This window comes from Sphingomonas sp. SORGH_AS_0438, from assembly GCF_031453475.1.
Lineage (GTDB): Bacteria > Pseudomonadota > Alphaproteobacteria > Sphingomonadales > Sphingomonadaceae > Sphingomonas.
Genome location: NZ_JAVIZS010000001.1, coordinates 2290898 through 2316029 on the forward strand (window position 1 = coordinate 2290898; position 25132 = coordinate 2316029).

General features: G+C 68.9%; 21 protein-coding genes and 1 pseudogene. 10 read left to right on the top strand and 12 right to left on the bottom strand.

The annotated features are described in order from the left end of the window. Nucleotides 1–38: 38 nt before the first annotated feature. From QE452_RS10685 to guaB, 4 genes are all read right to left on the bottom strand, one after another. On the bottom strand, nt 39–2108 hold the full coding sequence (locus tag QE452_RS10685; protein WP_309657850.1) for a S9 family peptidase: 2070 nt from the start codon (nt 2106–2108) through the stop codon (nt 39–41). 213 nt (nt 2109–2321) lie between these two features. Then, nucleotides 2322–2843 (bottom strand): tetratricopeptide repeat protein, encoded by a 522-nt coding sequence (locus QE452_RS10690; RefSeq protein ID WP_309657849.1) that lies wholly within the window; start codon nt 2841–2843, stop codon nt 2322–2324. A gap of 10 nt (nt 2844–2853) precedes the next feature. Then, nucleotides 2854–4026, bottom strand: coding sequence for an RsmB/NOP family class I SAM-dependent RNA methyltransferase (locus tag QE452_RS10695; RefSeq protein WP_309657848.1), 1173 nt, complete (start codon nt 4024–4026; stop codon nt 2854–2856). 1 nt (nt 4027) lies between these two features. Further along, complete coding sequence (gene guaB / locus QE452_RS10700; RefSeq protein WP_309657847.1) at nt 4028–5485, bottom strand: IMP dehydrogenase; 1458 nt, start codon at nt 5483–5485, stop codon at nt 4028–4030. 119 nt (nt 5486–5604) lie between these two features. Here guaB and QE452_RS10705 point away from each other — a divergent pair, with 119 nt between their 5' ends. Next, complete coding sequence (locus QE452_RS10705; protein ID WP_125995480.1) at nt 5605–6597, top strand: SPFH domain-containing protein; 993 nt, start codon at nt 5605–5607, stop codon at nt 6595–6597. A gap of 40 nt (nt 6598–6637) precedes the next feature. Then, nucleotides 6638–7102, top strand: coding sequence for an NfeD family protein (locus QE452_RS10710; RefSeq protein WP_309657846.1), 465 nt, complete (start codon nt 6638–6640; stop codon nt 7100–7102). A 135-nt stretch (nt 7103–7237) separates the two neighbouring features. On the opposite strand, the pseudogene QE452_RS10715 reads toward QE452_RS10710, so the two are convergent. Continuing rightward, nucleotides 7238–8122: pseudogene (locus tag QE452_RS10715) on the bottom strand (acyltransferase family protein); the annotation flags it as partial. 213 nt (nt 8123–8335) lie between these two features. Between QE452_RS10715 and QE452_RS10720 the strand changes: the two are divergent. After that, entirely contained in the window at nt 8336–8956 is a 621-nt protein-coding gene (locus QE452_RS10720; RefSeq protein WP_309657845.1) for a YitT family protein, read from the top strand. Between the two features lie 25 nt (nt 8957–8981). On the opposite strand, the gene QE452_RS10725 is transcribed toward QE452_RS10720, so the two are convergent. From QE452_RS10725 to QE452_RS10740, 4 genes are all read right to left on the bottom strand, one after another. Beyond that, nucleotides 8982–9431: a hypothetical protein gene (locus QE452_RS10725; RefSeq protein ID WP_309730028.1), complete on the bottom strand. Its 450-nt coding sequence runs from the start codon at nt 9429–9431 to the stop codon at nt 8982–8984. Beyond that, nucleotides 9428–10456 carry an aspartate-semialdehyde dehydrogenase gene (locus QE452_RS10730; protein WP_309657843.1) on the bottom strand — a complete coding sequence of 343 codons (1029 nt, stop codon included), beginning with the start codon at nt 10454–10456 and terminating at the stop codon, nt 9428–9430. The genes QE452_RS10725 and QE452_RS10730 overlap by 4 nt, the downstream gene beginning before the upstream one ends. Nucleotides 10457–10544: 88 nt before the next feature. Further along, nucleotides 10545–11261 carry an MgtC/SapB family protein gene (locus QE452_RS10735; protein WP_309657842.1) on the bottom strand — a complete coding sequence of 239 codons (717 nt, stop codon included), beginning with the start codon at nt 11259–11261 and terminating at the stop codon, nt 10545–10547. 118 nt (nt 11262–11379) lie between these two features. Further along, nucleotides 11380–13770 carry a S9 family peptidase gene (locus QE452_RS10740; RefSeq protein ID WP_309657841.1) on the bottom strand — a complete coding sequence of 797 codons (2391 nt, stop codon included), beginning with the start codon at nt 13768–13770 and terminating at the stop codon, nt 11380–11382. A gap of 369 nt (nt 13771–14139) precedes the next feature. Here QE452_RS10740 and QE452_RS10745 point away from each other — a divergent pair, with 369 nt between their 5' ends. The 7 genes from QE452_RS10745 (at nt 14140) to dcd (ending at nt 22355) form a co-directional block, all read left to right on the top strand. Beyond that, the gene (locus tag QE452_RS10745) at nt 14140–14643 is read left to right on the top strand and encodes a DUF6975 family protein (protein WP_405052797.1); all 504 of its coding nucleotides are present in this window, start codon (nt 14140–14142) and stop codon (nt 14641–14643) included. Between the two features lie 40 nt (nt 14644–14683). Beyond that, nucleotides 14684–15532: a MoxR family ATPase gene (locus QE452_RS10750; RefSeq protein WP_309657839.1), complete on the top strand. Its 849-nt coding sequence runs from the start codon at nt 14684–14686 to the stop codon at nt 15530–15532. A 225-nt stretch (nt 15533–15757) separates the two neighbouring features. Then, a complete protein-coding gene (locus tag QE452_RS10755) occupies nt 15758–16315 on the top strand; it encodes a CHAP domain-containing protein (RefSeq protein ID WP_309657838.1) in 558 nt (185 codons plus the stop codon). A gap of 89 nt (nt 16316–16404) precedes the next feature. After that, on the top strand, nt 16405–19746 hold the full coding sequence (locus QE452_RS10760) for a glycosyltransferase (RefSeq protein WP_309657837.1): 3342 nt from the start codon (nt 16405–16407) through the stop codon (nt 19744–19746). 48 nt (nt 19747–19794) lie between these two features. Then, nucleotides 19795–20880, top strand: a complete 1086-nt coding sequence (locus tag QE452_RS10765) for a PLP-dependent cysteine synthase family protein (protein ID WP_309730033.1) — start codon at nt 19795–19797, stop codon at nt 20878–20880. Continuing rightward, a complete protein-coding gene (locus QE452_RS10770; RefSeq protein ID WP_309657835.1) occupies nt 20880–21749 on the top strand; it encodes a PEP-CTERM sorting domain-containing protein in 870 nt (289 codons plus the stop codon). The genes QE452_RS10765 and QE452_RS10770 overlap by 1 nt, the downstream gene beginning before the upstream one ends. A 51-nt stretch (nt 21750–21800) precedes the next feature. Further along, on the top strand, nt 21801–22355 hold the full coding sequence (dcd, locus tag QE452_RS10775) for a dCTP deaminase (protein ID WP_125995456.1): 555 nt from the start codon (nt 21801–21803) through the stop codon (nt 22353–22355). Between the two features lie 6 nt (nt 22356–22361). On the opposite strand, the gene QE452_RS10780 is transcribed toward dcd, so the two are convergent. From QE452_RS10780 to QE452_RS10790, 3 genes are read right to left on the bottom strand one after another with little or no spacing between them, the layout of a single operon-like run. Then, complete coding sequence (locus tag QE452_RS10780; protein WP_309657834.1) at nt 22362–22643, bottom strand: DUF1467 family protein; 282 nt, start codon at nt 22641–22643, stop codon at nt 22362–22364. Nucleotides 22644–22647: 4 nt separating this feature from the next. After that, entirely contained in the window at nt 22648–24285 is a 1638-nt protein-coding gene (locus tag QE452_RS10785; protein WP_309657833.1) for a ribonuclease J, read from the bottom strand. Between the two features lie 10 nt (nt 24286–24295). After that, complete coding sequence (locus QE452_RS10790) at nt 24296–25132, bottom strand: type III pantothenate kinase (protein WP_309657832.1); 837 nt, start codon at nt 25130–25132, stop codon at nt 24296–24298.

Here is a 25132-nt window from a genome sequence, read left to right on the forward strand (position 1 = left end):
TCCCTACGCGAGCTTTACCGGTCCGTCACGTCCCGGCATCACCGCTTCCGATAGCGGTCGAACCACGCCAGGATCGCGGCGTTCTTCGCGACCAGTTGCGACGGCCGGTCGGCCAGGCCGCCATGGCTGGCGCTCGGCACGCGGATCAGCACGGTCGGCACCGAGCGGATCTGGAGCGCGGCATAATATTGCTCCGATTCGCCCGGCGGGGTGCGATGGTCCTCCTCGCCCACCACCACGGCGGTCGGCGTCTTGACATTGCCGACCAGGCTGAGCGGCGAGCGCCGCCAATATTGCTCCGGATCCTCCCAGGGCATCTTGCCGAACCAGTAGCGCGCCATGCTGGTATAGCCGTCGGTGGTCAGCACCTCGCTGGTCCAGTTGATCACCGGCTTCTGCGTGACGGCGGCGTTGAACCGGTCGGTCTTGCCGACGATCCAGGCGGTCAACAGGCCGCCGCCCGACCCGCCGGTGACGAACAGGTTGTTGGGATCGACCGGCCCCTTGGCGATGGCGGCATCGACGACGCTCATCAGGTCGTCATAGTCGCTGCTCGGATAATTATGGTGGATCAGATTGGCGAAGCTCTCGCCATAGGAGGTCGAGCCGCGCGGATTGGCATAGACGACGACATAGCCCGCCGCCGCATAGAGCTGATCGTCGGTCGACCAGACCGGCGCATAGCTGGCGAAGGGGCCGCCATGGATCTCCAGGATCAGCGGGTATCGACGCGCCGGGTCGTAATCTGGCGGCGTCATCATCCAGGCGTCGATCGGCAGTCCGCCCGCCGACGAGCTGACCGCCAGCGGTCGCACCTGCGCCAGCGTCTTGCCGGCGAACAGCTCGCGGTTGAGGTCGGTCAGGCGTTTCGGGGCGCCGCCGCCGCGCGTCACCGCGACATCCGCCGGATGCGTCGTGTCGCCCTGGGTGAAGGCGATGGTGCCGTCCCGCGCGACGCTGAAGTCGCCGCCCGAATAGGGCCGGTCCAGCTCGCCCCCGGCCAGGCCGTCCGCCACCGTCGTCACCCGGCCGTCCAGCCCGGCCCGCGCCACTTTGGTGACGCCATGATCGGTATATTGGACATAGATGGAGCGGCCGTCCGCCGCCCATTGCGGGTTGTCGACGCTGCGGTCGAGCCCGGCGGTCAGCACCCGCGCACCCGATCCGTCCGCGTTCATCACCGACAGCTGGCGGTTCTGATAGCCGAGCAGCTTGTCCGCGAAGCCGACATAGGCGATCAGCCGGCCATCGGGCGACGCGACCGGCGCCTCGTCCGGCCCCTGCCGGTCGGTCAGCCGACGCAGGGCGCCAGTCGCGGCATCGACCGCGAAGACGTCGCTGTTCATCGGATCGCGATCCGGGTCCTTGCCGTGATTCCCCGCGATCAGCAGGCTGCGTCCGTCCGCCGTCCAGGCGACGCTGCCGCCATCATCCTCCGGTCCGAAGGTCAGCTGGCGTGCCGCGCCGCCGTCCGCCGAGACGACGAAGACATGGTTGTAGCCGGGGCGCAGATAGCCGCCGCCATCCTCGCGATAATGGACCTGGTCGATGATCTTGATCGGCTCGGCCCAATGCGCGCCCTCCGGCTTGGCGAGCGGCGTGCCGAGCTGGGTCCCGTCCCCCGGCACGAACATGGTGAAGCCGATCATCCGCCCGTCCGGCGACCAGGCGATGTCGGACGGCGATTCGGGCAGCGCGGTGATTGCCGCGCCGGTGCCGCTCGCCAGCCAGCGGACGAAGATCTGTGGCCGGTCGCCCTCCCCCTTGGCGGCATAGGCCAGCCGCTGCCCGTCCGGCGACCAGCGTGGCCGCGAACTGCCCGGCACGCCGAGCGGCGTCTGCCGCCCGGTGGCGACATCGACCAGCCAGACCTGACGGCGGTCGCCATCGGTCATGATGTCGCCGGTTGCGCGGGTATAGGCGATGCGCTTGCCGTCCGGGCTGATCCGCACATCGCTCGCCTGCGACAGGGCGAAGGCGTCGCGCGGTCCGAAATGCCGGTCGGGCCGGGTCGCCTCGGGCGTGGCGGTCTGGGTCTGTTGCGGGGCCGCCAATGCCCCGCTCGACAAGAGGGTGGCGGACAGGAGCAGCAGGAGCGATCGCGGCATCGGGGGCTTTCGGCAGGAATGTACCGCCGCAGCTTACAAACAATCGCCGGCCGCTCAATGGGGGTGGTGACGTCCCCTTCCCGTTCGACGGCGGAGGCCGGGGCCCAGTTGGGAGGGTGGATGTAACAAGGCGCTGCGCGTCGTCACCAGCGTCCCCCGACTGGGCCCCGGCCTTCGCCGGGGAGCGGGGGTGGAAAGCGAACGGCGACCCGCTCAGTCCGCCTTGGGCGCATCCTTCTGCGCGACCTGCGCGGTGGTGATCGGCGGGCCCTTGGCGATCTCGGCGGCGAGCGCCTGTACCTCGGGACAGCCGCCCTTGCACAGCGTCTTCAGCTTGGCGAGGTTGACCCGCGCCTGCGCGATCGCGCCCTTGGCGACCAGCGCGTCGCCCTGCCCCTTCAGCGCCTGGCGGTCGCCCGGCTCCAGCAACAGCGCCTCGCGGTACAGGCGGATCGCCTTGCCGGGCAGGCCGCGCGCCTGCGCCACCTGCGCCAGCACAACGAACGCCTGGCGGTTGCGCGGATCGACCGCCACCGCCGTCTCCAGCGTGTCGGTCGCGGCGTCATATTTACCGGCGGCGCGTTCCGCCTTGCCCTGTTCGAGCAGTTGCAGCGAGCGCGCGTCGATCTGGTCGTCGGGCCGCTGCGCGCCGAGCGACGCGGAGAGGCTGACGGTCGCCAGCGCAGCGGCCAGAGCGACGGACGAGAAGCGCATGATCGTCTCCAGGCGGAACATCAGCCTCGCCCTAGCATGGGGCCACCAGCCGCGCGACGAAAAAGCCGTCGGTGCCGTCGCGCGCGGGATCGAGCCGCACGCCCTGCCCCTGCGGGCGGCCGGCCGCCAGGTCGAGCGGCTCGGCACGCCAGCCGGGATGGTCGGCCAGGAAGGATTCCACCTGCCCCGCCCCCTCGGCATCGAGCAGCGAACAGACGATATAGACCAGCGACCCGCCCGGCCGGACCAGGGCCGCGCCGGTCGCCAGCACCTGCGCCTGGGTGGCGACGAAGCGGGCCAGCCGGGTCGGATCGAGCCGCCAGCGCGCCTCCGGATTGCGCCGCCAAGTGCCGGTGCCCGAACAGGGCGCATCGACCAGCACCCCGTCGGCCGCGCCGATCGCATCGGCTAGCATCTCGCGCTCGCGCCCCGGATTGAGCAGCCGCGCCTCGACGATCGTCACGCCGGCCCGCTCGGCCCGCGGCGGCAATTGCTGGAGCCGGGCGCGATCGGTGTCGCAGGCGAGCAGCAATCCCTGGTTCGCCATGCGTGCGCCTAATGCCAGCGTCTTGCCGCCCGCGCCCGCGCACAGGTCGATGATCCGATCGCCCGGCGCGACCGGCAGCGCAAGGCCGACGATCTGGCTGCCGGCATCCTGCACTTCGATCGTGCCATCGCGATAGGCGTCCAGCGTCTCGACGCGGGTGCCGCTCGGCAGGCGCAGGCCGTGGAGACCGTGCGGCAGCGGCTCGCCCTCGGGCAGTGCCTCGGTCGTGCGGAGTGGATTGATCCGCACGTCGAGCGGCGCGCGGTCGACCAGCGCCGGCAGGGCGTCCTGCGGCAGGCCGGACTCGATCAGCGCCGCCTCCAGCCAGGTCGGGGCCAGGCCCGGCACGGCGCGCGGTTCGTCCGCGCCGATCGGAGCGGGACCATGGGTCGAGCCGTCAAAGGCGGCGGCGACCCCGGCATCCCGGTCGGCGAGCAGCAGCATCGCGGCGCGCCCGCTCGGCGGCACCGGCCCACAGAGCCGGATCGCCGCATAGACATGCTCGCGCACCGCCCGCCGGTCCTTGGACCCGGCATAGCGACGGGTCGCGAAGTAACGCTGGACCAGGGTATCGGCGGCCGCGCCGCCGGTGGTGGCGGCGTCGATCACCTGGTCGACGATCTCGATCGCGGCTTGAACGCGGGCGGCGGGCGTCACCTCAGCGGGTCGGGTAGTTGGGCGCTTCGCGGGTGATCGTCACGTCATGGACGTGGCTTTCCTGCAACCCGGCGCCGGTGATCTGGATGAAGCGCGCCCGCTCGCGCAGGGCGGCGAGCGTCGCCGAGCCAGTATAGCCCATCGACGCCTTGATGCCGCCGACCAGCTGGTGGATCACGTCGCGCGCCGGCCCCTTATAGGCGACCTGCCCCTCGATCCCCTCGGGCACCAGCTTCATCTGGTCCTTGATATCGCCTTGGAAATAGCGGTCCGCCGAGCCTCTACCCATCGCGCCGACCGACCCCATGCCGCGATACGACTTATAGGCGCGCCCCTGGTAGAGGAACGTCTCGCCCGGCGCCTCTTCGGTGCCCGCCAGCAGCGAGCCGACCATGCAGGTCGACGCGCCCGCCGCCAGTGCCTTGGCCAGATCGCCGGAGGTGCGCAGGCCGCCATCGGCGATCACCGGCACGCCCGCCTTGTGGCCCGCCTCGGCGCAGTCCATCACGGCGGTGAGCTGCGGCACGCCGACGCCGGCGACGACGCGGGTGGTGCAGATCGAGCCCGGGCCGATGCCGACCTTGATCCCGTCCGCGCCCGCATCGATCAGCGCGCGCGTCGCCTCGGCGGTGGCGACGTTGCCGGCGACGACCTGGACCGAGTTGGACAGCTTCTTCACCCGCTCGACCGCCGCCGCGACGTCGCGATTATGGCCGTGCGCGGTGTCGATGATGATGCAGTCGCATTCGGCATCGACCAGCGCCTCGGTCCGCGCGAAACCCTTGTCGCCCACCGTGGTCGCGGCGGCGACGCGTAGGCGGCCGGCGGCATCCTTGGTCGCGTCCGGATAGGTCACCGCCTTCTCGATGTCCTTCACGGTGATCAGGCCCACGCAGCGATAGGCATCGTCGACCACCAGCAACTTCTCGATCCGGCGGTGGTGGAGCAGGCGGCGCGCCTCCTCCTGCCCGACATCGGTCGAGACGGTGGCGAGATTCTCGTGCGTCATCAGCTCGGAGACCGGCTGGTGCGGGTTGCCGGCGAAGCGCACGTCGCGATTGGTCAGGATGCCGACCAGCCGGCCGTTCGCCTCGACGACCGGGATGCCGCTGATCCGGTGGCGCGCCATCAGCGCCTGCGCATCGGCCAGCGTCGCGGTCGGCGCGATGGTGATCGGGTTGACGACCATGCCGCTTTCGAACCGCTTGACCTGGCGAACGGCGGCGACTTGCTCCTCGACGGTCAGGTTGCGGTGGAGCACGCCCATGCCGCCCAGCTGCGCCATGACGATCGCCATGTCCGCCTCCGTCACCGTATCCATCGCGGCGGACAGGACCGGGATGTTGAGCGCGATGCCGCGCGTCACCTGGGTGCGGGTGTCGGCCATGCTGGGCAGGACGCTCGATTCCCCCGGCACCAGCAGCACGTCGTCGAAGGTGAGGCCGAGGCGGATGTCCATGGTAGCTGCCGATCCTAGCGGTGGGTGTCAGGTGGCGCGCCATGTAACCTCATGACGCGCGAACCGCTAGGCCCCCTGACGCGCCCCATGCTATGCGGAGCCGAACGAGGGGAAGAACCATGGGTTTGACGATCGCCGCTCTCGCACTGCTGCTGGTGCTGTTCTACCTGTTTTCCAGTATCAAGATCGTCCGCCAGGGCTATCAATACACGATCGAGCATTTCGGCCGCTACACCACCACGGCCGCACCGGGCTTCAATTTCTACCCCGCCTTCTTCTACCGGGTCGGCCGGCGGGTGAACATGATGGAGCAGGTGATCGACATTCCCGGGCAGGAGATCATCACCAAGGACAATGCGATCGTCTCCACCGACGGCGTCGTCTTCTTCCAGGTGCTGGACGCCGCCAAGGCCGCCTATGAAGTGTCGGACCTCTATGTCGCGCTGCTCCAGCTCGCCACCACCAACCTGCGCACGGTGATGGGCGCGATGGACCTGGACGAGACCTTGTCCAAGCGCGACGAGATCAACGCGCGGCTGCTGTCGGTCGTCGACCACGCCACCGTGCCCTGGGGCGTCAAGATCACCCGCGTCGAGATCAAGGACATCCGCCCGCCCGCCGACATCGTCACCGCCATGGGCCGGCAGATGAAGGCGGAACGCGAGAAGCGCGCCAACATCCTGGAGGCCGAGGGCACCCGCGCCTCCGAGATCCTGCGCGCCGAGGGGCAGAAGCAGGCGCGCATCCTGGAGGCGGAGGGCCGGCGCGAATCGGCGTTCCGCGACTCCGAGGCCCGCGAGCGCGCGGCGGAGGCCGAGGCGAAGGCGACGCGCGTCGTGTCCGAAGCGATCGAGGCAGGCGGCGTCCAGGCGATCAACTATTTCGTCGCGCAGAAATATGTCGAGGCGGTCGGCAAGTTCGCGACCAGCCCCAATGCCAAGACCATCCTGTTCCCGGTCGAGGCCACTCAGCTGATCGGCACGCTGGGCGGCATCGGCGCGCTCGCCAAGGAGGCGCTGGCCGATACGCCGAAGGGCAATGTCACCACCCCCGCCCCCACCGCCCCACGGGCCGAGCCGCGCCGGGGACCGTTCGAGCTGCCGCAGGGCTGAGCGCGATGCGGCGCCCTGATGACCCGGGCCAGGGCCCGGCATGACCGGGGGCGACTGGCTCGGCGGGCCGGCCTGGCTGGCGGCGGCGCTGGTGCTGGGGATCGCGGAACTGCTGGTCCCCGGCGTGTTCCTGATCTTCCTGGCGATCGCGGCGGCGATCACCGGACTGGCCAGCTATGTGCTGCCCGATCTGCCGCCGGTCGCGCAGATCGTGGCCTTCGCGCTGTGGAGCGTGGTGACCGTGTTAATCGGCCGGCGCTGGTATCGCGACTATCCGGTCGAGGGCGATGCGCGCCTCAACGACCCGGCGGGCCGGATGATCGGCGCGATCGTGGTCGTGGATACCGAATTGCGCCAGGGTCGTGGCCGGGTGCGGATCGGCGACGGCAGCTGGCCGGCGACCGGTCCGGACCTGCCACAGGGCGCGACGGCGCGTATCGTCGCGGTCGAGGGCGGCCTGGTGACGGTGGAATCGATCGCGGACCCGGCCGCCACCCGTCCCTGACAGCGCGACCCTACCCGCGAAGGGTCGCGAAAGGGTGGTGCCGCCGAGCAGGCGGTCCCCCGCCCTCGTCAGCCATATGGGTCGCTCGAACAGCCAGGCCAGCTTCGCCTGTCTTGCGGCTCGATGCAGCAGCAGCGATCCCGCGATCAGCACGACCGTGCAGGCGATGGGCGTGAGCGGCCCGGCGATGCGCGCGACGGGATCGCGCACGATCATCATCAGCGGCAGGTGAAGGACATAGACAGGCAGCGTGTTCCGCCCCAGCCAGGCCAGCCTCGCCAGACCGGGCAGGCGATCGACCATGACCCGAATGGCGTAGAGCGCCGCAAGGCAGATGGCGAGGCGTTGCGCCCCGCCCAGCCCGTCATGGCCGGACGCAAGTCGCAGCATCTGCGCCGCCACAGTGGCGACCACCGCCGCCGCCGCCAGCTTGGCGAGCAAGGGCCGGGATATGTCCGCCCGCAGCGCCCGCTCGATCTCCGGCCGCCAAGACAGTCCCGCATAGAACATCAGCGCATAGATGGCGGCGTTGTGGAAGCTGTAGGTATTGAGCGGCAACAGGCCGACAAAGCTGACGACGCCCAGGCTTGCGGCCGCAGCCAGCACGATCCAGCGGGGGACCAGGGCGGTGAATGGCACCGACAGGGTGAACAGGCCCAGCACCCATAGGAACCACAGGCTGGTCATCGGCCGCGACAGATTATCCACGTAATTGGGCAGCGACAGGTCGTTGCCGAAGGGCGACACCAGCAGGAGCGGCACCAGCCAGATCATGTAGATCCAGGCGAAATGGACGCAGCGGTCCAGCGTCCTCGCCATGGGTCGGGACAGCAACCCATGCGCCAGATAACCGCTGACCAGCATCAGCACCGGCATCCGGAAGCTATTGAACAGCCGCGACACCGCATCGAACGCGCCATGATGGCCGTTCGCATGGCCCCAAAGCAGCACATGGCCGAAGACCATCGCGACCACCGCCAATCCCCGCGTTCCGTCCAGGGCGGTCAGTCGCTGCTTCATCTCGTCGTTCCCGGAACTGTCGCCTCTATCATATTGATTATAGGCGACGGCCGGGATGCTGGTCGGCGCGAGACCAGATACTTGCGTGCCCCATCTGCCAGGCGCGATCCCTGCCGCGACTGGCCTTGGCGTGATTTACCGCGTGAAAACGGCCGGACGATCGGTATAGACAGTCGCAGGAGAGGATGTCCGTACCCCGACGGAGTTCCAGCCTTGCCCCCTGCCCCCGACCTGCCTCTCGGCCGCCCGCACAGCGTCGCGGAGGACGGCTATGCGCTGGCGATCGGCTGCATCCTGATCGGACTGGGCCTGGTGCTGCTCAAGGGCGCCGGGCTGGTGACCGGCGGCATCGCGGGGGTCGCGCTGCTCCTGTCCTATGTCCTGCCGCTGCCGGCGGGGCTGTTGTTCACCTTGGTCAACCTGCCCTTTTTCGCGCTGGCGCAGCGGGTGTTGGGGACGCGGTTCGCGGTCAAGACGGTGCTCGCCAATCTGGGGATCAGCGCGGTGACGATGCTGGCGCGCGGTTCGGTGACGATCAGCCATGTCCATCCCGCCTTCGCCGCGCTGGTCGGCGGCACGGTGATCGGCATGGGCATCCTTTGCCTGGCGCGCCATCAGGCTGGGGTCGGCGGCACCGGCGTGGTGACGCTGTGGCTGCAACGCAGCCGGGGCTGGAATGCGGGGCGGACGCAGATGGCGCTGGACGTGGTGATCCTGGCCGCCGCCATTCCCGTGGTGCGCGCGCCCCAACTGGCCTGGTCGGCGCTGAGCGCGGTGGCGATCAGCCTGATGCTGATCGCCTGGCACCGGCCGGGCCGCTATATCGGCCACTGACCCGAGGCGAGCGCCCCGGAAGCGATCAGGTGGCGGGGGTGTCCGCCACCACCTGCCAATGCCCCTCTTCCTTGGCGAGCCACAGCTTGCGGTCGCCGCCGTCGCGGCTGACGCGCAGCATCGCCCGGTCGCCCAGGATCAACGGTCCGCGCACCGGCCGGCATTCGCTGCGCGCGGCGATGCGGATACCGGCGGGCGCGGTCTTGATGCCGCCGCCGCCGCGGAACACGCCCGGCCGGAACAGCCGCTCGAACCCCGGCGGCGCATCCGATTCATGCCGGCGCAGCGAGCGGCTGGGCGTCCAGGGCGCGATCACCCGCTCGATACAGGTAGGGCCGGACCGCGCGACATAGGTCAGCGCCGCGCCGACCACCGCCGGCATCTCGCGCCGGGGATTGGGCTCGCATCCGGCGAGCGCCATCGCCGCCAGGGCGAGCGCGGCGACGGAAGCTCCGCGCCGCGCGCGCATCGTCACGCCCCCTTCTGCAAATGCCGGCGACCGAGCAGCTCGGCGATCTGGACCGCGTTGAGCGCGGCCCCCTTGCGGAGATTGTCGCTGACGCACCACAGGTTCAGGCCGTTCTCGATCGTCGGGTCCTCGCGCACCCGGCTGACATAGGTGGCGTCGTCGCCCGCCGCCTCGATCGGCGTAACGTAGCCGCCGTCTTCCTGCTTATCGATCAGCATGATGCCCGGCGACTCGCGCAGGATGGTGCGCGCCTCCTCCGCCGAGATTTCGCGCTCGAACTCGATGTTCAGCGCCTCGGAATGGCCGACGAACACCGGCACGCGGACGCAGGTGGCGGTCACCTTGATCTTGGGATCCAGGATCTTCTTGGTCTCGACCACCATCTTCCACTCTTCCTTGGTCGATCCGTCGTCCAGGAAGCTGTCGATATGCGGGATGACGTTGAAGGCGATCTGCTTGGTGAACTTCTTCGGCTCGGCGGGGTCGCCGACGAAGATGTTGCGGCTCTGCTCGAACAGCTCGTCCATGCCGACCTTGCCCGCGCCCGACACCGATTGATAGGTCGAGACGACGACGCGCGTGATCGTCGCGGCGTCGTGCAGCGGCTTCAGCGCCACGACCATCTGCGCGGTCGAGCAATTGGGGTTGGCGATGATGTTCTTGGCGCGATAGCCGTCGATCGCCTCCGGATTCACCTCGGGCACGATCAGCGGCACGTCCGGGTCCATGCGGTAGAGCGACGAATTGTCGATCACGGTGCAGCCGGCCGCGGCGAATTTCGGCGCATAGACGGCGGTCGCCTCGCTGCCGATCGCGAACAGCGCGATGTCCCAGCCCTCCGGATCGAAATGCTCGATATTCTGAATCTTGAGCATCTTGCCGGTGTCGCCATATTCGATCTGGTCGCCCTGGCTGCGGCTGGAGGCGAGCACCGCGATCTCGTCGAGCGGAAATTCCCGCTCGGCGAGGATGTTGACCATCTCGCGCCCGACATTGCCCGTCGCCCCCGCGACCACGACCCGATAACCCATATGACCCTCCGTATGCAGGGGCGGCCCATAACGGTATTGCGCCGCACCGTACAACGGGTTTCGGGATATTGCGCGATAAAGCGTGGCTTCAGTCGTGCGTCCGTCCCTGCCAGGTGACGTGGCGGACGCCGGGCAGCGCCTGCATCGCATCGGCGACCTGATCCAGTTCGACGGCATCGACGATCGTGCTGGTCAGCGTCGCCACCACATCCGCCGCGCCGCCCGCGCGCGGTTCGATCCGCACCTCGCCGACCGGAAGCTGCGCCGCCTCCAGCCGGGCGACCAGCTCGTCGCCCAGCCCCTGCGCCTGCTGCTCGGTGGTGGTCAGCGTCACCAGATAGGTCGCCTCGACGCTGCGCCCCTCGACGGGGATGCGGTTGATCGCGTCGACCAGCGGGCGGAGCGCGGTATTGGCGAGCAGGACGATGACGGTCAGCAGCACCGCCTCCGCCAGCATGTCGCTGCCGGCGATCGCACCGACCGCCGCCGAGCACCAGAGCGTCGCGGCCGTGTTAAGGCCGCGGACGTTCAGCCCCTCCTTCATGATGACGCCCGCGCCCAGGAAGCCGATGCCGGAGACGACATAGGCGATGATCCGGATCGACTCGACATCGCCGCCCAGCCGCTGGCCCAGGTCGACGAACGCGGCCGCGCCGATCGCGACCAGCGCGTTGGTGCGCAGCCCCGCATTGCGCTGGCGATATTGCCGCTCCGCCCCGATCAGCGTGCCGAGCACGAAGGCGGCGAGATAGCTGACCAGCGTGTCGAGAAAGGGCCAGAGGTGGAAGGTGGTGACGAATCGCATCGCCGCGCCTCTTAGCGCAGCCGTGCGACGAGTGTCTTACGAGACGGTGGTCGAGCCTCCGTCATGCTTCTGCCAAGGCAGGACCCCAGGGCCATGCAGGGCAACGGTCCACGGACGGTTACTGCGCCGTCGCCGGTGCCGGTGCCGGTGCCGGTGCCGGTGCCGGTGCCGCTGGGGTCTCGCCCTCGTCCGATGCCGGCACCGCCGCCGGCTTGTTCTTCACCTCGCGGTCGAGGAAGTTGAGGATCGTCTTCCACAGATGCTCGCTGATCCCCGGCCCGGCGACGCGGTGGGTATAGCCGGGGTAGAACATCATCTCGAACGGCGTCGCGGTACGCTGCATCTCGGCGGCGAAGGCGGTCGAATTGTCCAGGAAGACATTGTCGTCGGCCATGCCGTGGATCAGCAGCAGCGGATCGCGGATCTTGGACGCATCGGCGATCGCCGCCGAGCCGCTATAGCTCGCCGGGTCCTTGGCCGGATCGCCCAGATAGCGCTCGGTATAATGGGTGTCGTAGAGCTGCCAGTCGGTGACCGGCGCGCCCGACACCGCCGCCGCATAGACGCCCGGCGTCTTCTCCAGCATCTTGATCGACATATAGCCGCCATAGGACCAGCCATAGGTGGCGATCTTGGCCGGATCGACGAAGGGCAAGGTCTTCAGATAGTTCGCACCGGCCAACTGGTCCTCGACCTCCACCGTGCCCATGGCGTGGTAGATGTGGTCCTCGAACGCCTTGCCCCGGTTGTACGAGCCGCGATTGTCGATCTGGAAGAAGATCCAGCCCTGGTCGACCAGATATTGCGGCAACGCGCCCTGCCAGCCGCGCGTCACCTGCTGGCCGGTGCCGGGGCCGCCATAATGCTGGAAGAAGACGGGATAGGTCTTGCCCGGCTCCAGCTTGGGCGTGATCATCTCGTAATAGAGCGTGGTGCCGTCCGCCGCCTTGATCGTGCCGAACTTGGTCTCGCGGTGATGCGCCAGATAGGGATAATAGGGGTGGCCCGGCCGGATCGCATTCTCGTTGATCCAGGACAGGCGCTTGCCGGTCGCATCGGCCAGATAGACCTGGGTCGGCTGGCTGGGGCTGGAGCGCGAGACGATGAAGCGGCTGGCCGAGCCGTCCATCGTCGCGCTGTTCCAATAGCCGCGCTCGGTCAGGCGGGTGATCTGGTTGGGCTTGGCGATGTCGACCGCATAGAGTTGCTGCTCCAGCACATCGTCCTTGTTGCCCAGGAAATAGACGCGGCCCTTGTCCTGGTCCACGCCGACCAGGCTGGTCACGACCCAGTCGCCCTTGGTCAGCGGCGTCCACTTGCCGGCGGCGAAGCGGTAGAGCTGGCCATAGCCGGTCTTTTCCGAGCGCCAGATCAGGCTGCCGTCCTTCAGCACCCGGTACGCGTCGGACAGGTTGAGCCAGCTCTTCTCGCCCGACTTCTCGGAGAAGAGGATGGTCGAGCGGCCGGTCGCGGGGTCGACGCGCAGCACGTCCATCCGCTTCTGGTCGCGCGTCTGCCGCTGGACCAGCAGCGCCGATCCGTCGGGCAGCCAGTCGACCCGGGCCAGATAGATGTCCGGGTTGGGGCCCAGGTCGACCTTCACCTGGCCGCTGCCATCGGGCTTCATCACGAACAGTTCGACCACGGCATTGGGCGTGCCCGCCGCCGGATAGCGCTGCTCATAGACCTTGGTGCCCGTCGCGCCGATCGCCGCGCGGGTGAAGACATGGACGGGCGCCTCGTCGAACCGCTCGACCGCGATGCGGCTCTCGTCCGGGCTCCACCAATAGCCGGTGTCGCGGTGCATCTCCTCCTGCGCGACGAACTCCGCCTCGCCGAAATGCACGGTGCCGCCGCCGCCCTTGGTCACCGGCTGAGCGGGACCGCCCGAAAGCGGCTGCGCCCAGAGATTCTGGTCGCGGACATAGGTGACATACTGCCCGCGCGGCGACACCACGGGGTTGAGCGCGCCGCCCGCCCCCTGGGTCAGCTTGCGCGTCTGCCCGTCGAGCGTGGCGAGATAGAGGTCGCCGTCCAGCGGCACCAGGATCGTCTTGCCGTCCGGCGACCAGTCATAATCGACGATCCCCTTGGAGCCGGCGATGCGCGCCCGCTCGCGCTGCATCTTCTCCGCCTCGGTCAGCTCCGCGCCGGTGCCGACGCGCTTCGAATCGACCAGCATCCGCTCTGCGCCGGTGCGCGTGTCGACCGCCCACAGGTCGAAGCGCTCCTTCTCGTCGGGGCGGTTGCGCAGGCTGGTGAGCAGCGTGCCGTCCGGCGACAGGCGGAGCGCGCGCGGCTGGGTGCCCGACAGGTCGGGATTGCCGAACACGCGCGCCAGCGTCAGCCGGCCGTCCGCCGGATCGACGGGAGCTGGCGGGGTGGCCGGTGCCGTGGACGCCTGCGACGTGGCGGGCGGCGTCGCCCCGGTCTGGTCAGCGGCCATGGCCGCCGTCGCGATCGAACATCCTGCCGTACCCAGCGCCAAACCCAACACCCATGCGCGCATCCCGCCCAATCTCCGTACCCGCGCCCGACCCGGGCGACCGGCGCGTTATCGACAGGACGCAGGCCCACGTCCAGCCGGAATCCCGCCATCCGCCGCCGCCCGGATCGGGGTTAATGACAGTTTCACCACGTATTTGAGCGGTTCGGTATCGCCTCCTGTCCGATAGCCTCCGGACCCGGCGGGCCAAATCCGCCGCAAGCAGACGGGAAGAACAGCATTGGAAAGCGTAAAGCTGGCACCACATCACAGTGCCTGGGACCGGATCGGAGGGCTGGTATCGGAGGAGGGCAGCGCACCGCACCCGCATCTCTCCTGCATCTGCTGACGGCAGCGGCGCATCCGCGCGACCTGTCCGACGCGGTCCATGCCCTGTGCGCCGTCCATGGCAGCCATCCGGGCATGATCGACGAGGCGCACCAGCGCTGCGTCCAGCCCGATGCCTGTGACTGGCTGGCGGCGGCGGCGGCCGGCTTCTCCGACGAGCGCGGGCTGATCGCGCAGCTGACCGCCGCGGCCGGTCCCCTGCCCTCCACCCCCGGCCAGGCGGAGAGCGAGGCGGCGCTGGCCGGCGTCCGTCATGCGATCGAGATGCTCGCCCGGTCCGACCGGGGCGGCACCGCGACCGGCGCGGCGGCGGCGCTGGTCGCCGACTGGATGGAAATCCGTCATCTGCTCGCCCACTGCGCCACCGCCTTCGGCATCGCGCTTCCGCCGACGACACTGCCCAGCCTGATCGAGACGCAGGGCGCGGTGACGCATCTGGCCGACTCGCCCTCGGTGGAACGGGCGATGACCTTCGGCGCGCGCCAGCTGCTCGCCCAGCATCGCGGCCTGTGGGACCTGCTGGAGGCGCGGCGCGCGGCGCGCGGCTGACCGCTTGCACGTGGAGGACTGATCCGCCAAGTCTCGGGCCATGCATCGTTTCGAAGGCACCGCCCGCTATGTAGCGACCGACGACCTCCGGGTCGCGGTCAACGCCGCCGTCACCCTGCGCCGGCCGCTGCTGGTCAAGGGAGAGCCCGGCACCGGCAAGACGGTGCTGGCGCAGGAGATCGCGGCGGCGATCGGCGCGCCGCTGATCGAATGGGCGGTGAAGTCCACCACCAAGGCGCAGCAGGGCCTGTACGAATATGACGCGGTGGCGCGGCTGCGCGACGGCCAGCTCGGCGATCCGCGCGTCAACGACATCGGCAACTATATCCGACGCGGCAAATTGTGGGAGGCCTTCACCCATCCCACGCCGCCGGTGCTGCTGATCGACGAGATCGACAAGGCGGATATCGAATTCCCCAACGACCTGCTCCAGGAACTCGATCGCATGGAGTTCCACGTCTACGAGACGAAGGAGACGGTGCGCGCGGTGGAGCGGCCGATCGTCGTCATCACCTCCAACAACGAGAAGGAGCTGCCCGACGCCTTTCTGCGGCGCTGCTTCTTCCATTACATCGCCTTCCCCGACCGCGAGACGATGGAGCGGATCGTCGAGGTGCATTTCCCCGGCATCCAGCGGATGCTGGTGGCCCGCGCGATGGAGATCTTCTACGCGGTGCGCGAGGTGCCGGGCCTGAAGAAGAAGCCGTCGACCAGCGAGCTGCTCGACTGGCTGAAGCTGCTGCTGCACGAGGACATGCCGCTGGAGGTGCTCCAGAACCGCGACCCGACCAAGGCGATCCCGCCGCTGCACGGCGCGCTGTTGAAGAACGAGCAGGACGTGATGCTGTTCGAACGCCTCGCCTTCCTGTCGCGGCGCAAGCCGGGTTGAACCCCGTCTTGTTCATCGGCGAAGGCTGGGGGCAGACGGGAAGGTTCCGGTAAGGGAGCGCTGCGCATTGCCGCCAGCATCACCGGGCCGGCCCCCGATCTTCGCCGGAGAACAATAAGCGAATATCAAGAAGGCGACCGCACCGACCCTGCGCCAATGCGATGAAATGCGCGGGAAAATGCGATTCAAACCTTTCATTAACCGCGAATCGGCATAATTTGCCGCATGCTTCGCGCCGCCACCTCCGCTCTTGCGCTGATGGTCACCGCCCTGTCGGTCGCCGCGCCCGTCCATGCCCGGTCGCTGCTGGATTATGTCGGGCAATGCGTGCCCTTCGCGCGGGCCGCCTCGGGCATCCAGATCTTCGGCGACGCCTGGACCTGGTGGGGCCAGGCCGAGGGGCGCTATGCCCGCGGCCATGTGCCCCGCCCCGGCGCGGTGATCGTCTTCGCGCGCACCAGCCGCCTGCCGCTCGGCCATGTCGCCGTGGTCAGCCGCGTGGTCGAGACGCGCGTGGTGATGCTGACCCACGCCAACTGGTCGCGCCAGAATGGCGAGCGGGGCCATGCCGAGCAGGACGTGACGCTCTACGATGTCAGCCCGGGCAATGACTGGAGCGACGTGAAGGTCTGGTTCCGCGACAATGAGGGGCTGGGCGGCAGCACCTATCCCGTCAACGGCTTCATCTATGGCGGCACCCCGGCGCGCGAGCTGACCGGCGTCGCCCCCGACTATGTCGGCGCGCTGATCGACGCCTATGTTCCCGACACGAAGAGACGCTGAACGATCGAGTGCTTCCTCGCCGGCCGGATGACGGATCGGTCATGTAGGGGACACGGCATGAGAAGACATCCGCGTCTAGGGCCCCGACGATGAGCAAACCGATCTTCTACGACCCCAGCGGCAATCGACGCGCGTGGAGCCTGCGTGGCGTGCTGCTGCTGGTGGCGGTGATCCTGCTGGCGGGCGTGGCCTTTGCGGTGACGATCCTGAACGTGCCGGCGGGCGCCTCGCTGCCCCTGCCGTTCGAGCGGCCCCGCGCCGCGCCGCTGGCGCAGCGGATCGCCGCCTTCCGCCACGGCGTCAGCCACGAGCTGCGCCAGATCGGCTGGCTGCCCAAGCGGGCCAAGGCCGGCACCGGCGGGCGGCCGTTGACGGTCGGGTTCTACGTGCCCTGGGCCGATGCCAGCCGCGTGTCGCTGGAACGCCATATCGGCCAGCTCGACTGGGTGGTGCCGGCGCAGTTCAGCGTCACCGGCCCGAACCACACCATCGTCCGCACCCCCGATCCGCGGTTCGACGCCATCCTGGCCGCCAGCCCGAAGCGGCCGGCGGTGCTACCGATGGTGCAGAACACCGCCGATGGCGATTGGGACGGCGCGGGCGCGGCGGCGCTGCTCCACGATCCCAAGGCGCGGCGCACGCTGATCGACACGATCGGCCAGTCGATCGTGCAGAGCAAGGCGGCGGGCGTCGTGTTCGACTTCGAGAGCCTGCCGGCCGGGTCGTTGAACGACTATCGCACCCTGTTGCGCGAGGCGCGCACCGCCTGGACCCCGCTGGGCAAGCTGGTGACCGCGACCGTGCCGGTCGGCGACCCCGACTGGAACCTGAAGGCGTTCGCGGGCGCGACCGACCGGCTGTTCCTGATGGATTACGACCAGCATTGGCAGGGCGGCCAGCCCGGCCCGATCGCGGCGCAGGGCTGGTTCCTCCGCCAGTTGCGCGACGCGCTGACCCAGGTCGGCCATGACAAGCTGGTGCTGGCGGTCGGCAGCTATGCCTATGACTGGCATGGCGGCCATGCCGATGCGCTCAGCCTGGAAGAGGCCTGGCTGGCGGCGCATGACAATGGCGCGGCCATCGCCTTCGACCCCGCCAGCGGCAACAGCCACTTCGCCTATCAGGACGAGGCCGGCCAGCGTCACGATGTGTGGATGCTCGACGCCGCCAGCGTGTGGAACGAACTGCTCGCCGCCAAGGCCTCGGGCGTCGGCGCGGTCGCCCTGTGGCGGCTGGGCAGCGAGGACCCCGGCGTGTGGAAGGACTTCGCCACCTGGCGCAAAGGCATGCGGCCGGACCTGTCGACCTTCCGCTCGGTCGGCAATGTCGATGTCGAGGGCGATGGCGAGATCCTGCGCATCACCAACACGCCGACCGTCGGCACCCGCCAGGTCGCATTCAAGCCCAACGGCCTGATCGTCGGCGAACAATATCAGACCCTGCCCACCCCCTATGTCGTCCGCCGCACCGGCGCGATCCCCAAGCTGGTCGCGCTGACCTTCGACGACGGCCCCGACCCGACCTGGACGCCGCAGATCCTGGACGTGCTGAAGCGCGAACATGCCCCCGGTACCTTCTTCGTGATCGGCGAGAATGCGCTGGCACATCCGCTGCTGCTCAACCGCCTGGTCGCCGAGGGGCATGAGATCGGCAACCACAGCTATACCCACCCCAACCTCGCCGAGGTCAGCACGCGCGGCACCGCGCTGGAGCTGAACGCGACGCAGCGGCTGATCGAGGCCTATACCGGCCATGCCACCCGCCTGTTCCGCGCGCCCTATTTCGGCGACGCCGAGCCGACCACGCCCGACGAGCTGGACCCCGCGCTGATCGCGCAGGAGCGCGGCTATACGGTGGTCGGCCTGCACGACGATCCCGACGACTGGAAGCGGCCGGGCGTCGACGCGATCGTCCAGCGCGCGATCGACCAGGCGGTGAACCCCAGTGCCGATCGCGGCACCGCCAATGTCATCCTGCTCCATGACGGCGGCGGCGACCGCGCGCAGACGGTCGAGGCGCTGCCCCGGATCATCGACGGGCTGCGCGCGCGCGGCTTCACCTTCGTGCCGGTGTCGCGGCTGATGGGCCTCAGCCATGCGCAGGTGATGCCGCCGGTCAGCGGCAGCGACCTGGCCGCCGTGCGCGTCGATGTCGCCATCTTCGCGCTGCTCGGCGGGGTCGTCTGGCTGCTCAAATGGCTGTTCTTCGTCGCCATCTCGCTCGGCATCGCGCGCGCGATGCTGATGGCGGGGCTGGCCGTGCACAATGCCCGCAAGACCGCCGGGATCGAGCCGCCGCCCTTCACCCCCGACCGGCTGGTGTCGGTGATCATCCCCGCCTGGAACGAGGAGGCGGTGATCGTCCCCTCCGTCACCCGCGTGCTGGCCAGCGAGGGCGCGACCATCGAGGTGATCGTCGCCGATGACGGGTCGAAGGACCGCACCAGCGCGCTGGTCGCCGAGGCGTTCGGCAACGACCCGCGCGTCCGCCTGCTGACCCTAACCAATGGCGGCAAGGCCTCGGCGCTCAACCGCGCGCTGCTCCAGGCGCGGGGCGAGATCATCGTCGCCCTCGACGCGGATACGCAGTTCGAGCCGGACACGATCGCGCGCCTGGTCCGCTGGTTCGCCGATCCCGCGATCGGCGCGGTGGCCGGCAATGCCAAGGTCGGCAACCGCGTGAACCTGGCGACCCGCTGGCAGGCGGTGGAATATGTCACCGCGCAGAATGTCGAGCGCCGGGCGCTGGCGCAGTTCGATGCGATGACGGTGGTGCCGGGCGCGGTCGGCGCATGGCGGCGGCAGGCGATCGATCAGGTCGGCGGCTATCCCGAGGATACGCTGGCCGAGGACCAGGACCTGACCATCGCCATCCAGCGCGCCGGCTGGCGCATCGCCTATGATGTCGATGCGGTCGCCTGGACCGAGGCGCCGGAAAGCTTCAAGGCGCTGGCCAAGCAGCGGTTCCGCTGGGCGTTCGGCACGCTGCAATGCCTGTGGAAGCACGCCGCCATCCTGAAGCAGCGCCAGCCCGCCGGCCTCGCCATGATCGGCCTGCCCCAGGCCTGGCTGTTCCAGATCGTCTTCGCCGCCATCTCGCCGGTGATCGATCTCGCGCTGCTGATCTCGGTCGTCTCGACGATCGTGCGGGTGCAGCAGCATGGCTGGGCGCAGACGCAGAGCGACGTGTTGCAGATGGGCGTCTACTGGCTGGCCTTCACCACGATCGACATCCTTTGCGGCTGGATCGCCTATCGGCTGGAGCCGCGCGAGAAACACTATCCCGCGCATCTGCTGGTCGCGCAGCGCTTCGTCTATCGCCAGCTCATGTATTGGGTGGTGCTGAAGGCGATCGGATCGGCGGTCGGCGGCTTCGGCATCGGCTGGGGCAAGCTGGAGCGCACCGGCCGCGTCGAGGGTGCGGCGGGTTGAGGGCGGCCGGTTGACGAAGGCGGGCGGATTGGCGCAACCGGTGTCGCGATGACCGATGCCAGCCCCCTGCCCGCCGCGACGCTCGCCGCCAGTTGGACCGATGAAGCGGTCCGCCGGATCGAGGCGGACTTCAATCGCTCCGCCGACACGCATCTGATCCGGGTGGAGCTGCCGCGCTTCCCCGGCATCACCCTCTACCTGAAGGACGAGTCGGTCCATCCGACCGGCAGCCTGAAGCATCGCCTGGCACGCTCGCTGATCCTCTATGCGATCTGCAACGGCTGGGTCGGGCCGGACACGGTGCTGATCGAGGCCTCGTCGGGGTCGACCGCCGTGTCGGAGGCCTATTTCGCGCATCTGCTCGGCCTGCGCTTCATCGCGGTGGTGCCGGCCTCCACCTCCTCGGCCAAGCTCGATGCGATCCGCTTCCATGGCGGCGAGATCCATATGGTCGACGGCCCGCGCGAGGCGTACGGTGCGGCGGCGCGGCTCGCCGAGGAAACCGGCGGCCATTACCTCGACCAGTTCACCTATGCCGAGCGCGCGACCGACTGGCGCGGCAACAACAACATCGCCGAGAGCATCTTCGCGCAGATGGCGCGCGAGGATCATCCGGTGCCGGCCTGGATCGTCTGCGGCGCGGGCACCGGCGGCACCTCCGCCACCATCGGCCGCTATATCCGCTATGGCCGCTATCCGACCCGGCTGTGCGTCGCCGATCCGGAGGCGTCGGTCTTCCACCGCCATTATGCCGACCGCACAATCCAGACGCTCGACCAGGGCTGTTGCTCGTGCATCGAGGGGATCGGCCGCCCGCGCGTCGAGGCGTCGTTCATCCTCGGCGTGATCGATCGCATGGTCGCGGTGCCCGACGCCGCCAGCATCGGCGCGATGCGCGCGATCAGCCAGCGGCTCGGCCGGCCCGTTGGCGGGTCGACCGGCACCAACATCCATGCCTGTCTGATGCTGATCGAGGAGATGGCGGCACGCGGCGAACGGGGCGCGGTCGTCACCATCCTGTGCGACAGCGGGCAGCGTTATGCCGACAGTTGCTATGACGACGACTGGCTGGGTGCCCGCGCCGTCCAGTGGCAGGCGGAGGAACGCCGCATCGCGGCGCTGCTGGGACGATGATGCGCCGGCTGCTCGCCCTCGCCGCGCTGGTAGGACTGGCCGCCGCGCCGGTCCGGGCGGAAACCATCCTGTTCGTCGGCAACAGCTTCACCTTCGGCGCGCATTCGCCGGTCCATCATATGGGCGCGCACCGCGTCACCGACCTGAACGGCACCGGTGTCGGCGGCGTGCCCGCGCTGTTCAAGCGATTCACCGAACAGGCCGGCCTCGACTATGACGTGTCGCTGGAGACGGAGGGGGGGCGCAGTCTTGCCTGGCATCTCGCCAATCGCCGCGCGCAGATCGACCGGCGCTGGGACCGGGTGGTGCTCCAGGATTATTCGACGCTCAACCCCCAGCGCCCCGGCGACCCGGCGGAGACGATCGCCTCGGTCGATACGCTCGCCCGGCTGTTCACGGCCCGCAACCCGCGCGTCCGCCTGCTGCTCGACAGCACCTGGTCGCGGCCCGACCTGACCTATCGCTCCGGCAGCCCCTGGTCGGGCCAGGGCATCGCGGCGATGGCGAACAGCGTCCGCGCCGGATACGACCGCGCCGCCCGCTCGGCCGGGTCGGCGGTGCGCGGCGTCGCCCCGGTGGGGCAGGCCTTCACCTGCGCGATCCGCGCCGGCGTCGCCGATGCCGACCCCTATGACGGCATCGCCTATGGCCAGTTGCCGCTCTGGGCGTGGGACCAATATCATGCCAGCGCCTATGGCTATTATCTGGAAGCGCTGGTGCTGTTCGGCGAGATCACCGGCCGCGATCCGCGCGCGCTCGGCCGGGAGGAAGCGGCGGCGATGGAGCTCGGCTTCTCCCCCGAACAGACCGCCGCGTTGCAGGGCATCGCGCACGAGGCGCTGGAGACCAGGGGCGGCTGCGGCCGCTGACGGTGCCGCGGCGCTTGCGCGACCATCGCTTTGCCGCGAAGGGGTGGGCCCATGTCCATCCTCTCCGACCGCTGGATTCGCGAGCACGCGACCAACCATCGCATGATCGAACCCTTCGTGGAGGCGCAGCGCCGCGACGGTTGCATCAGCTATGGCCTGTCCTCCTACGGCTATGACGCGCGCGTCGCCGACGAGTTCAAGATCTTCACCAATGTCGACAGTGCGGTGGTCGACCCCAAGGACTTCGCCGCCAACAGCTTCGTCGATCGCAAGACCGATGTCTGCGTCATCCCGCCGAACAGCTTCGCGCTCGCCCGCACGGTCGAATATTTCCGCGTGCCGCGCGACGTGCTGGTGATCTGCCTGGGCAAGTCGACCTATGCGCGCTGCGGCATCATCGTCAACGTCACGCCGCTGGAGCCGGAATGGGAGGGGCATGTGACGCTGGAATTCTCCAACACCACGCCGCTGCCGGCCAAGATCTACGCCAATGAGGGCGCGTGCCAGTTCCTGTTCCTGAAGGGGAACGAGCCCTGCGAGACCAGCTATGCCGACCGTGCCGGCAAATATATGGGCCAGCGCGGCGTCACCCTGCCCCGGCTGTGACGGGGATCAGCGGACCGCCATGTTGGCCAGCCCGAGATAATCGGCGCTGATCGGCGTGATCCAGCCATAATAGTAATTGAGCTGGAACAGCGCGAACAGGATCGTCGCGACGATCGTCACACGCAGCGCGATGCGACCGACGCGGAATTCATGGGGGGCGCTGTCGGCCTGGCCCGGCACGCGCTCGCCCCCCGCCTCTTCCGTGGTGCGTACCCCGAAGGGCAGCACCAGGAAGACGCTGAAGGCCCAGAACAGGACGTAGATCGCAAGCGCCGACGTCCATTTCACGGGATCAGGCCTCGATCATCAGCACGTCGACGATCGGCTTCTTGCCGGTCCAGCGCGTCGCCACCCGGCGCACCGCCAGCCGCACATCCTCGCGCAGCCGGTCCTTCGCCCGGCGCCCGCCCTTCATCGCCTGCGCGGCGGCATCGACCGCGTCGTCGATGAAGGCGGTACGCTCGTCCTCGACCGGCACGCCCTGCAGGCGCACCTGCGGCGTGCCGACCAGGCGACCGTCACGCGCCACGGCGACCGCGACCGAGATCTGGCCGTTCAGCGCGAGCTTGCGCCGCTCGTTGATCGTCGAGCCGTCCGACGGCAGGATCACGTCGCCGTCCAGCACCAGTCGGCCGATCGGCGCCGTGCCGATCTTCTTCGCCGGGCCGGGCAGCAGCCGCATCACGTCGCCATTGGTCTGGACGACGCTGTTCCGCACCCCCTCCGACAGGCCGAAACGGGCATGTTCCATCAGGTGGCGCATCTCGCCATGGACCGGCACCAGCAGGTCGGGCTTCAGCCAGCCATAGACCTTGGCGAGTTCGGGCCGCCCCGGATGGCCGGAGACATGGACATGCGCCTGGCGCTCCGTCACCATTTCCACGCCCTTGGCGGCGAGCAGGTTCTGGATACGGCCGATCGCGACCTCGTTGCCGGGGATCTGCTTGGACGAGAAGACCACCGTATCGCCCATGTCGAGCTTGATCGTGTGGCTGCCCTCCGCGACGCGCGACAGCGCCGCGCGCGCCTCGCCCTGACCGCCGGTGGCGACGATCAGCACCTTGTTCTTGGGCAGGCGCATCGCCGTCTCGGGATCGACCGTGTCCGGGAAATCCTTGAAGTAGCCGCAGGCACGGCCGACCTTCAGGATCCGGTCGAGCGAGCGGCCGGTAACGCACAGCTTGCGCCCCGTCTCGCGCGCCACCTGGCCCAGCGTCACCAGACGCGCGGCATTGGACGCGAAGGTGGTGACCAGCACCCGCCCCTTGGCGCGCGCGATCGTCTCCGCCAGTCCGCGCCGCACGGTCGATTCCGAACCCGACGCGTCCTTGTTGAACACATTGGTCGAATCGCACACCAGCACGTCGACGCCCTCCTCGCCGATCGCAGCGAGCTGCTCGGCGGTGGCGGGGTTGCCGATGATCGGCGCGGCGTCCAGCTTCCAGTCGCCCGAATGGAAGACGCGGCCGTCCGGCGTGTCGATCAACAGCGCCGATGCTTCGGGGATCGAGTGCGACATGGGCACGAAGGTGAAGCCGAACGGCCCCACATCGACGCGCTTGCCATAGTCGATGATGCGCAGCTTGACGCGGTTCTCGATGCCCTCTTCCTCCAGCTTCCCGCGGATCAGCCCGGCGGTGAAGGCGGTGGCGTAGAGCGGCACGCCGAGATCCTCGGCGAGATAGGGCAAGGCACCGATATGGTCCTCATGCCCGTGAGTCAGCACGATGCCGACCAGATCCTCCTGGCGCTCCTCGATGAACTGGAGGTCGGGCAGGATCACGTCGATGCCGGGATAGGCCGGATCGGCGAAGGTGATGCCGCAGTCCACCATCACCCATTTGCCACGGGTGCCGTACAGATTGACGTTCATGCCGATCTCGCCCGAGCCGCCGAGCGCGCAGAAGAGAAGTTCGTTCTTGGGGGTCAAATGACAACTTTCAGTTGGAAGGATGCGCCGGCAGTTCGCCCGGCGCGGGCGTGGTCCGTTGGATATGGGCCTTATCCCACATCATCGCCAGCCCCTGGATCGTCAGGTCCGGCTCGATGGCGTCGAAGACATTGGTGTGGCGCTCGAACAGCGTGGCGAGGCCACCGGTGGCGATCACCTTGACCGGGCGGCCGACCTCGGCCTTCAGCCGGGCGACCAGTCCCTCGATCATCGCGATATAGCCCCAATAGATGCCGATATGCATCTGGTCGACCGTGTTGCGGCCGATCACAGTGGCGCTGGCCGGCGCCTCGATGGCGATGCGCGGCAATTTGGCGGCGGCGGTGACCAGCGCGTCGAGCGACAGGTTGATGCCGGGCGCGATGATCCCGCCCTTATACGCTCCGCGATAGTCGCTGACGTCGAAGGTGGTGGCGGTGCCGAAGTCGATGACGATCAGGTCGCCGGGATGGAGCGCATGGGCGGCGATCGTGTTGACCGCGCGGTCCGCGCCCAGCGAGCGCGGCTCGTCGACATCGATCTCGATGCCCCAGTCGACCGGCGCCTGTCCGGCGATCAGCGGTTCGCCACCGAAATATTTGCGGGCCAGCACCTGGAGATTGTGGAGCGCGCGCGGAACGACCGTCGAGATGATGACATCGGTCACGTCGGTCCGCGAAAAACCCTCCAGCGCCAGCAACTGGCTGAGCCACACGGCATATTCGTCCGCCGTCCGCCGGGGATCGGTGGCGAGCCGCCAGCGGCCCCGGATGTGCCGCTCCTGACCGTCGCTCTCGACCAGCGCGAAGACGATATTGGTGTTTCCGGCATCGATGGCGAGCAGCAT

Bases quoted from the DNA above. Each gene is read 5' to 3' on its own strand.
- dcd (WP_125995456.1), top strand. From the start codon at position 21,801: ATGTCCATCCTCTCCGACCGCTGGATTCGCGAGCACGCGACCAACCAT.
- QE452_RS10750 (WP_309657839.1), top strand. From the start codon at position 14,684: ATGCATCGTTTCGAAGGCACCGCCCGCTATGTAGCGACCGACGACCTC.
- QE452_RS10760 (WP_309657837.1), top strand. From the start codon at position 16,405: ATGAGCAAACCGATCTTCTACGACCCCAGCGGCAATCGACGCGCGTGG.
- QE452_RS10710 (WP_309657846.1), top strand. From the start codon at position 6,638: ATGACCGGGGGCGACTGGCTCGGCGGGCCGGCCTGGCTGGCGGCGGCG.
- QE452_RS10690 (WP_309657849.1), bottom strand. From the start codon at position 2,843: ATGTTCCGCCTGGAGACGATCATGCGCTTCTCGTCCGTCGCTCTGGCC.
- guaB (WP_309657847.1), bottom strand. From the start codon at position 5,485: ATGGACATCCGCCTCGGCCTCACCTTCGACGACGTGCTGCTGGTGCCG.
- QE452_RS10790 (WP_309657832.1), bottom strand. From the start codon at position 25,132: ATGCTGCTCGCCATCGATGCCGGAAACACCAATATCGTCTTCGCGCTG.
- QE452_RS10755 (WP_309657838.1), top strand. From the start codon at position 15,758: ATGCTTCGCGCCGCCACCTCCGCTCTTGCGCTGATGGTCACCGCCCTG.
- QE452_RS10705 (WP_125995480.1), top strand. From the start codon at position 5,605: ATGGGTTTGACGATCGCCGCTCTCGCACTGCTGCTGGTGCTGTTCTAC.
- QE452_RS10770 (WP_309657835.1), top strand. From the start codon at position 20,880: ATGCGCCGGCTGCTCGCCCTCGCCGCGCTGGTAGGACTGGCCGCCGCG.
- QE452_RS10735 (WP_309657842.1), bottom strand. From the start codon at position 11,261: ATGCGATTCGTCACCACCTTCCACCTCTGGCCCTTTCTCGACACGCTG.
- QE452_RS10730 (WP_309657843.1), bottom strand. From the start codon at position 10,456: ATGGGTTATCGGGTCGTGGTCGCGGGGGCGACGGGCAATGTCGGGCGC.
- QE452_RS10685 (WP_309657850.1), bottom strand. From the start codon at position 2,108: ATGCCGCGATCGCTCCTGCTGCTCCTGTCCGCCACCCTCTTGTCGAGC.
- QE452_RS10765 (WP_309730033.1), top strand. From the start codon at position 19,795: ATGACCGATGCCAGCCCCCTGCCCGCCGCGACGCTCGCCGCCAGTTGG.
- QE452_RS10740 (WP_309657841.1), bottom strand. From the start codon at position 13,770: ATGCGCGCATGGGTGTTGGGTTTGGCGCTGGGTACGGCAGGATGTTCG.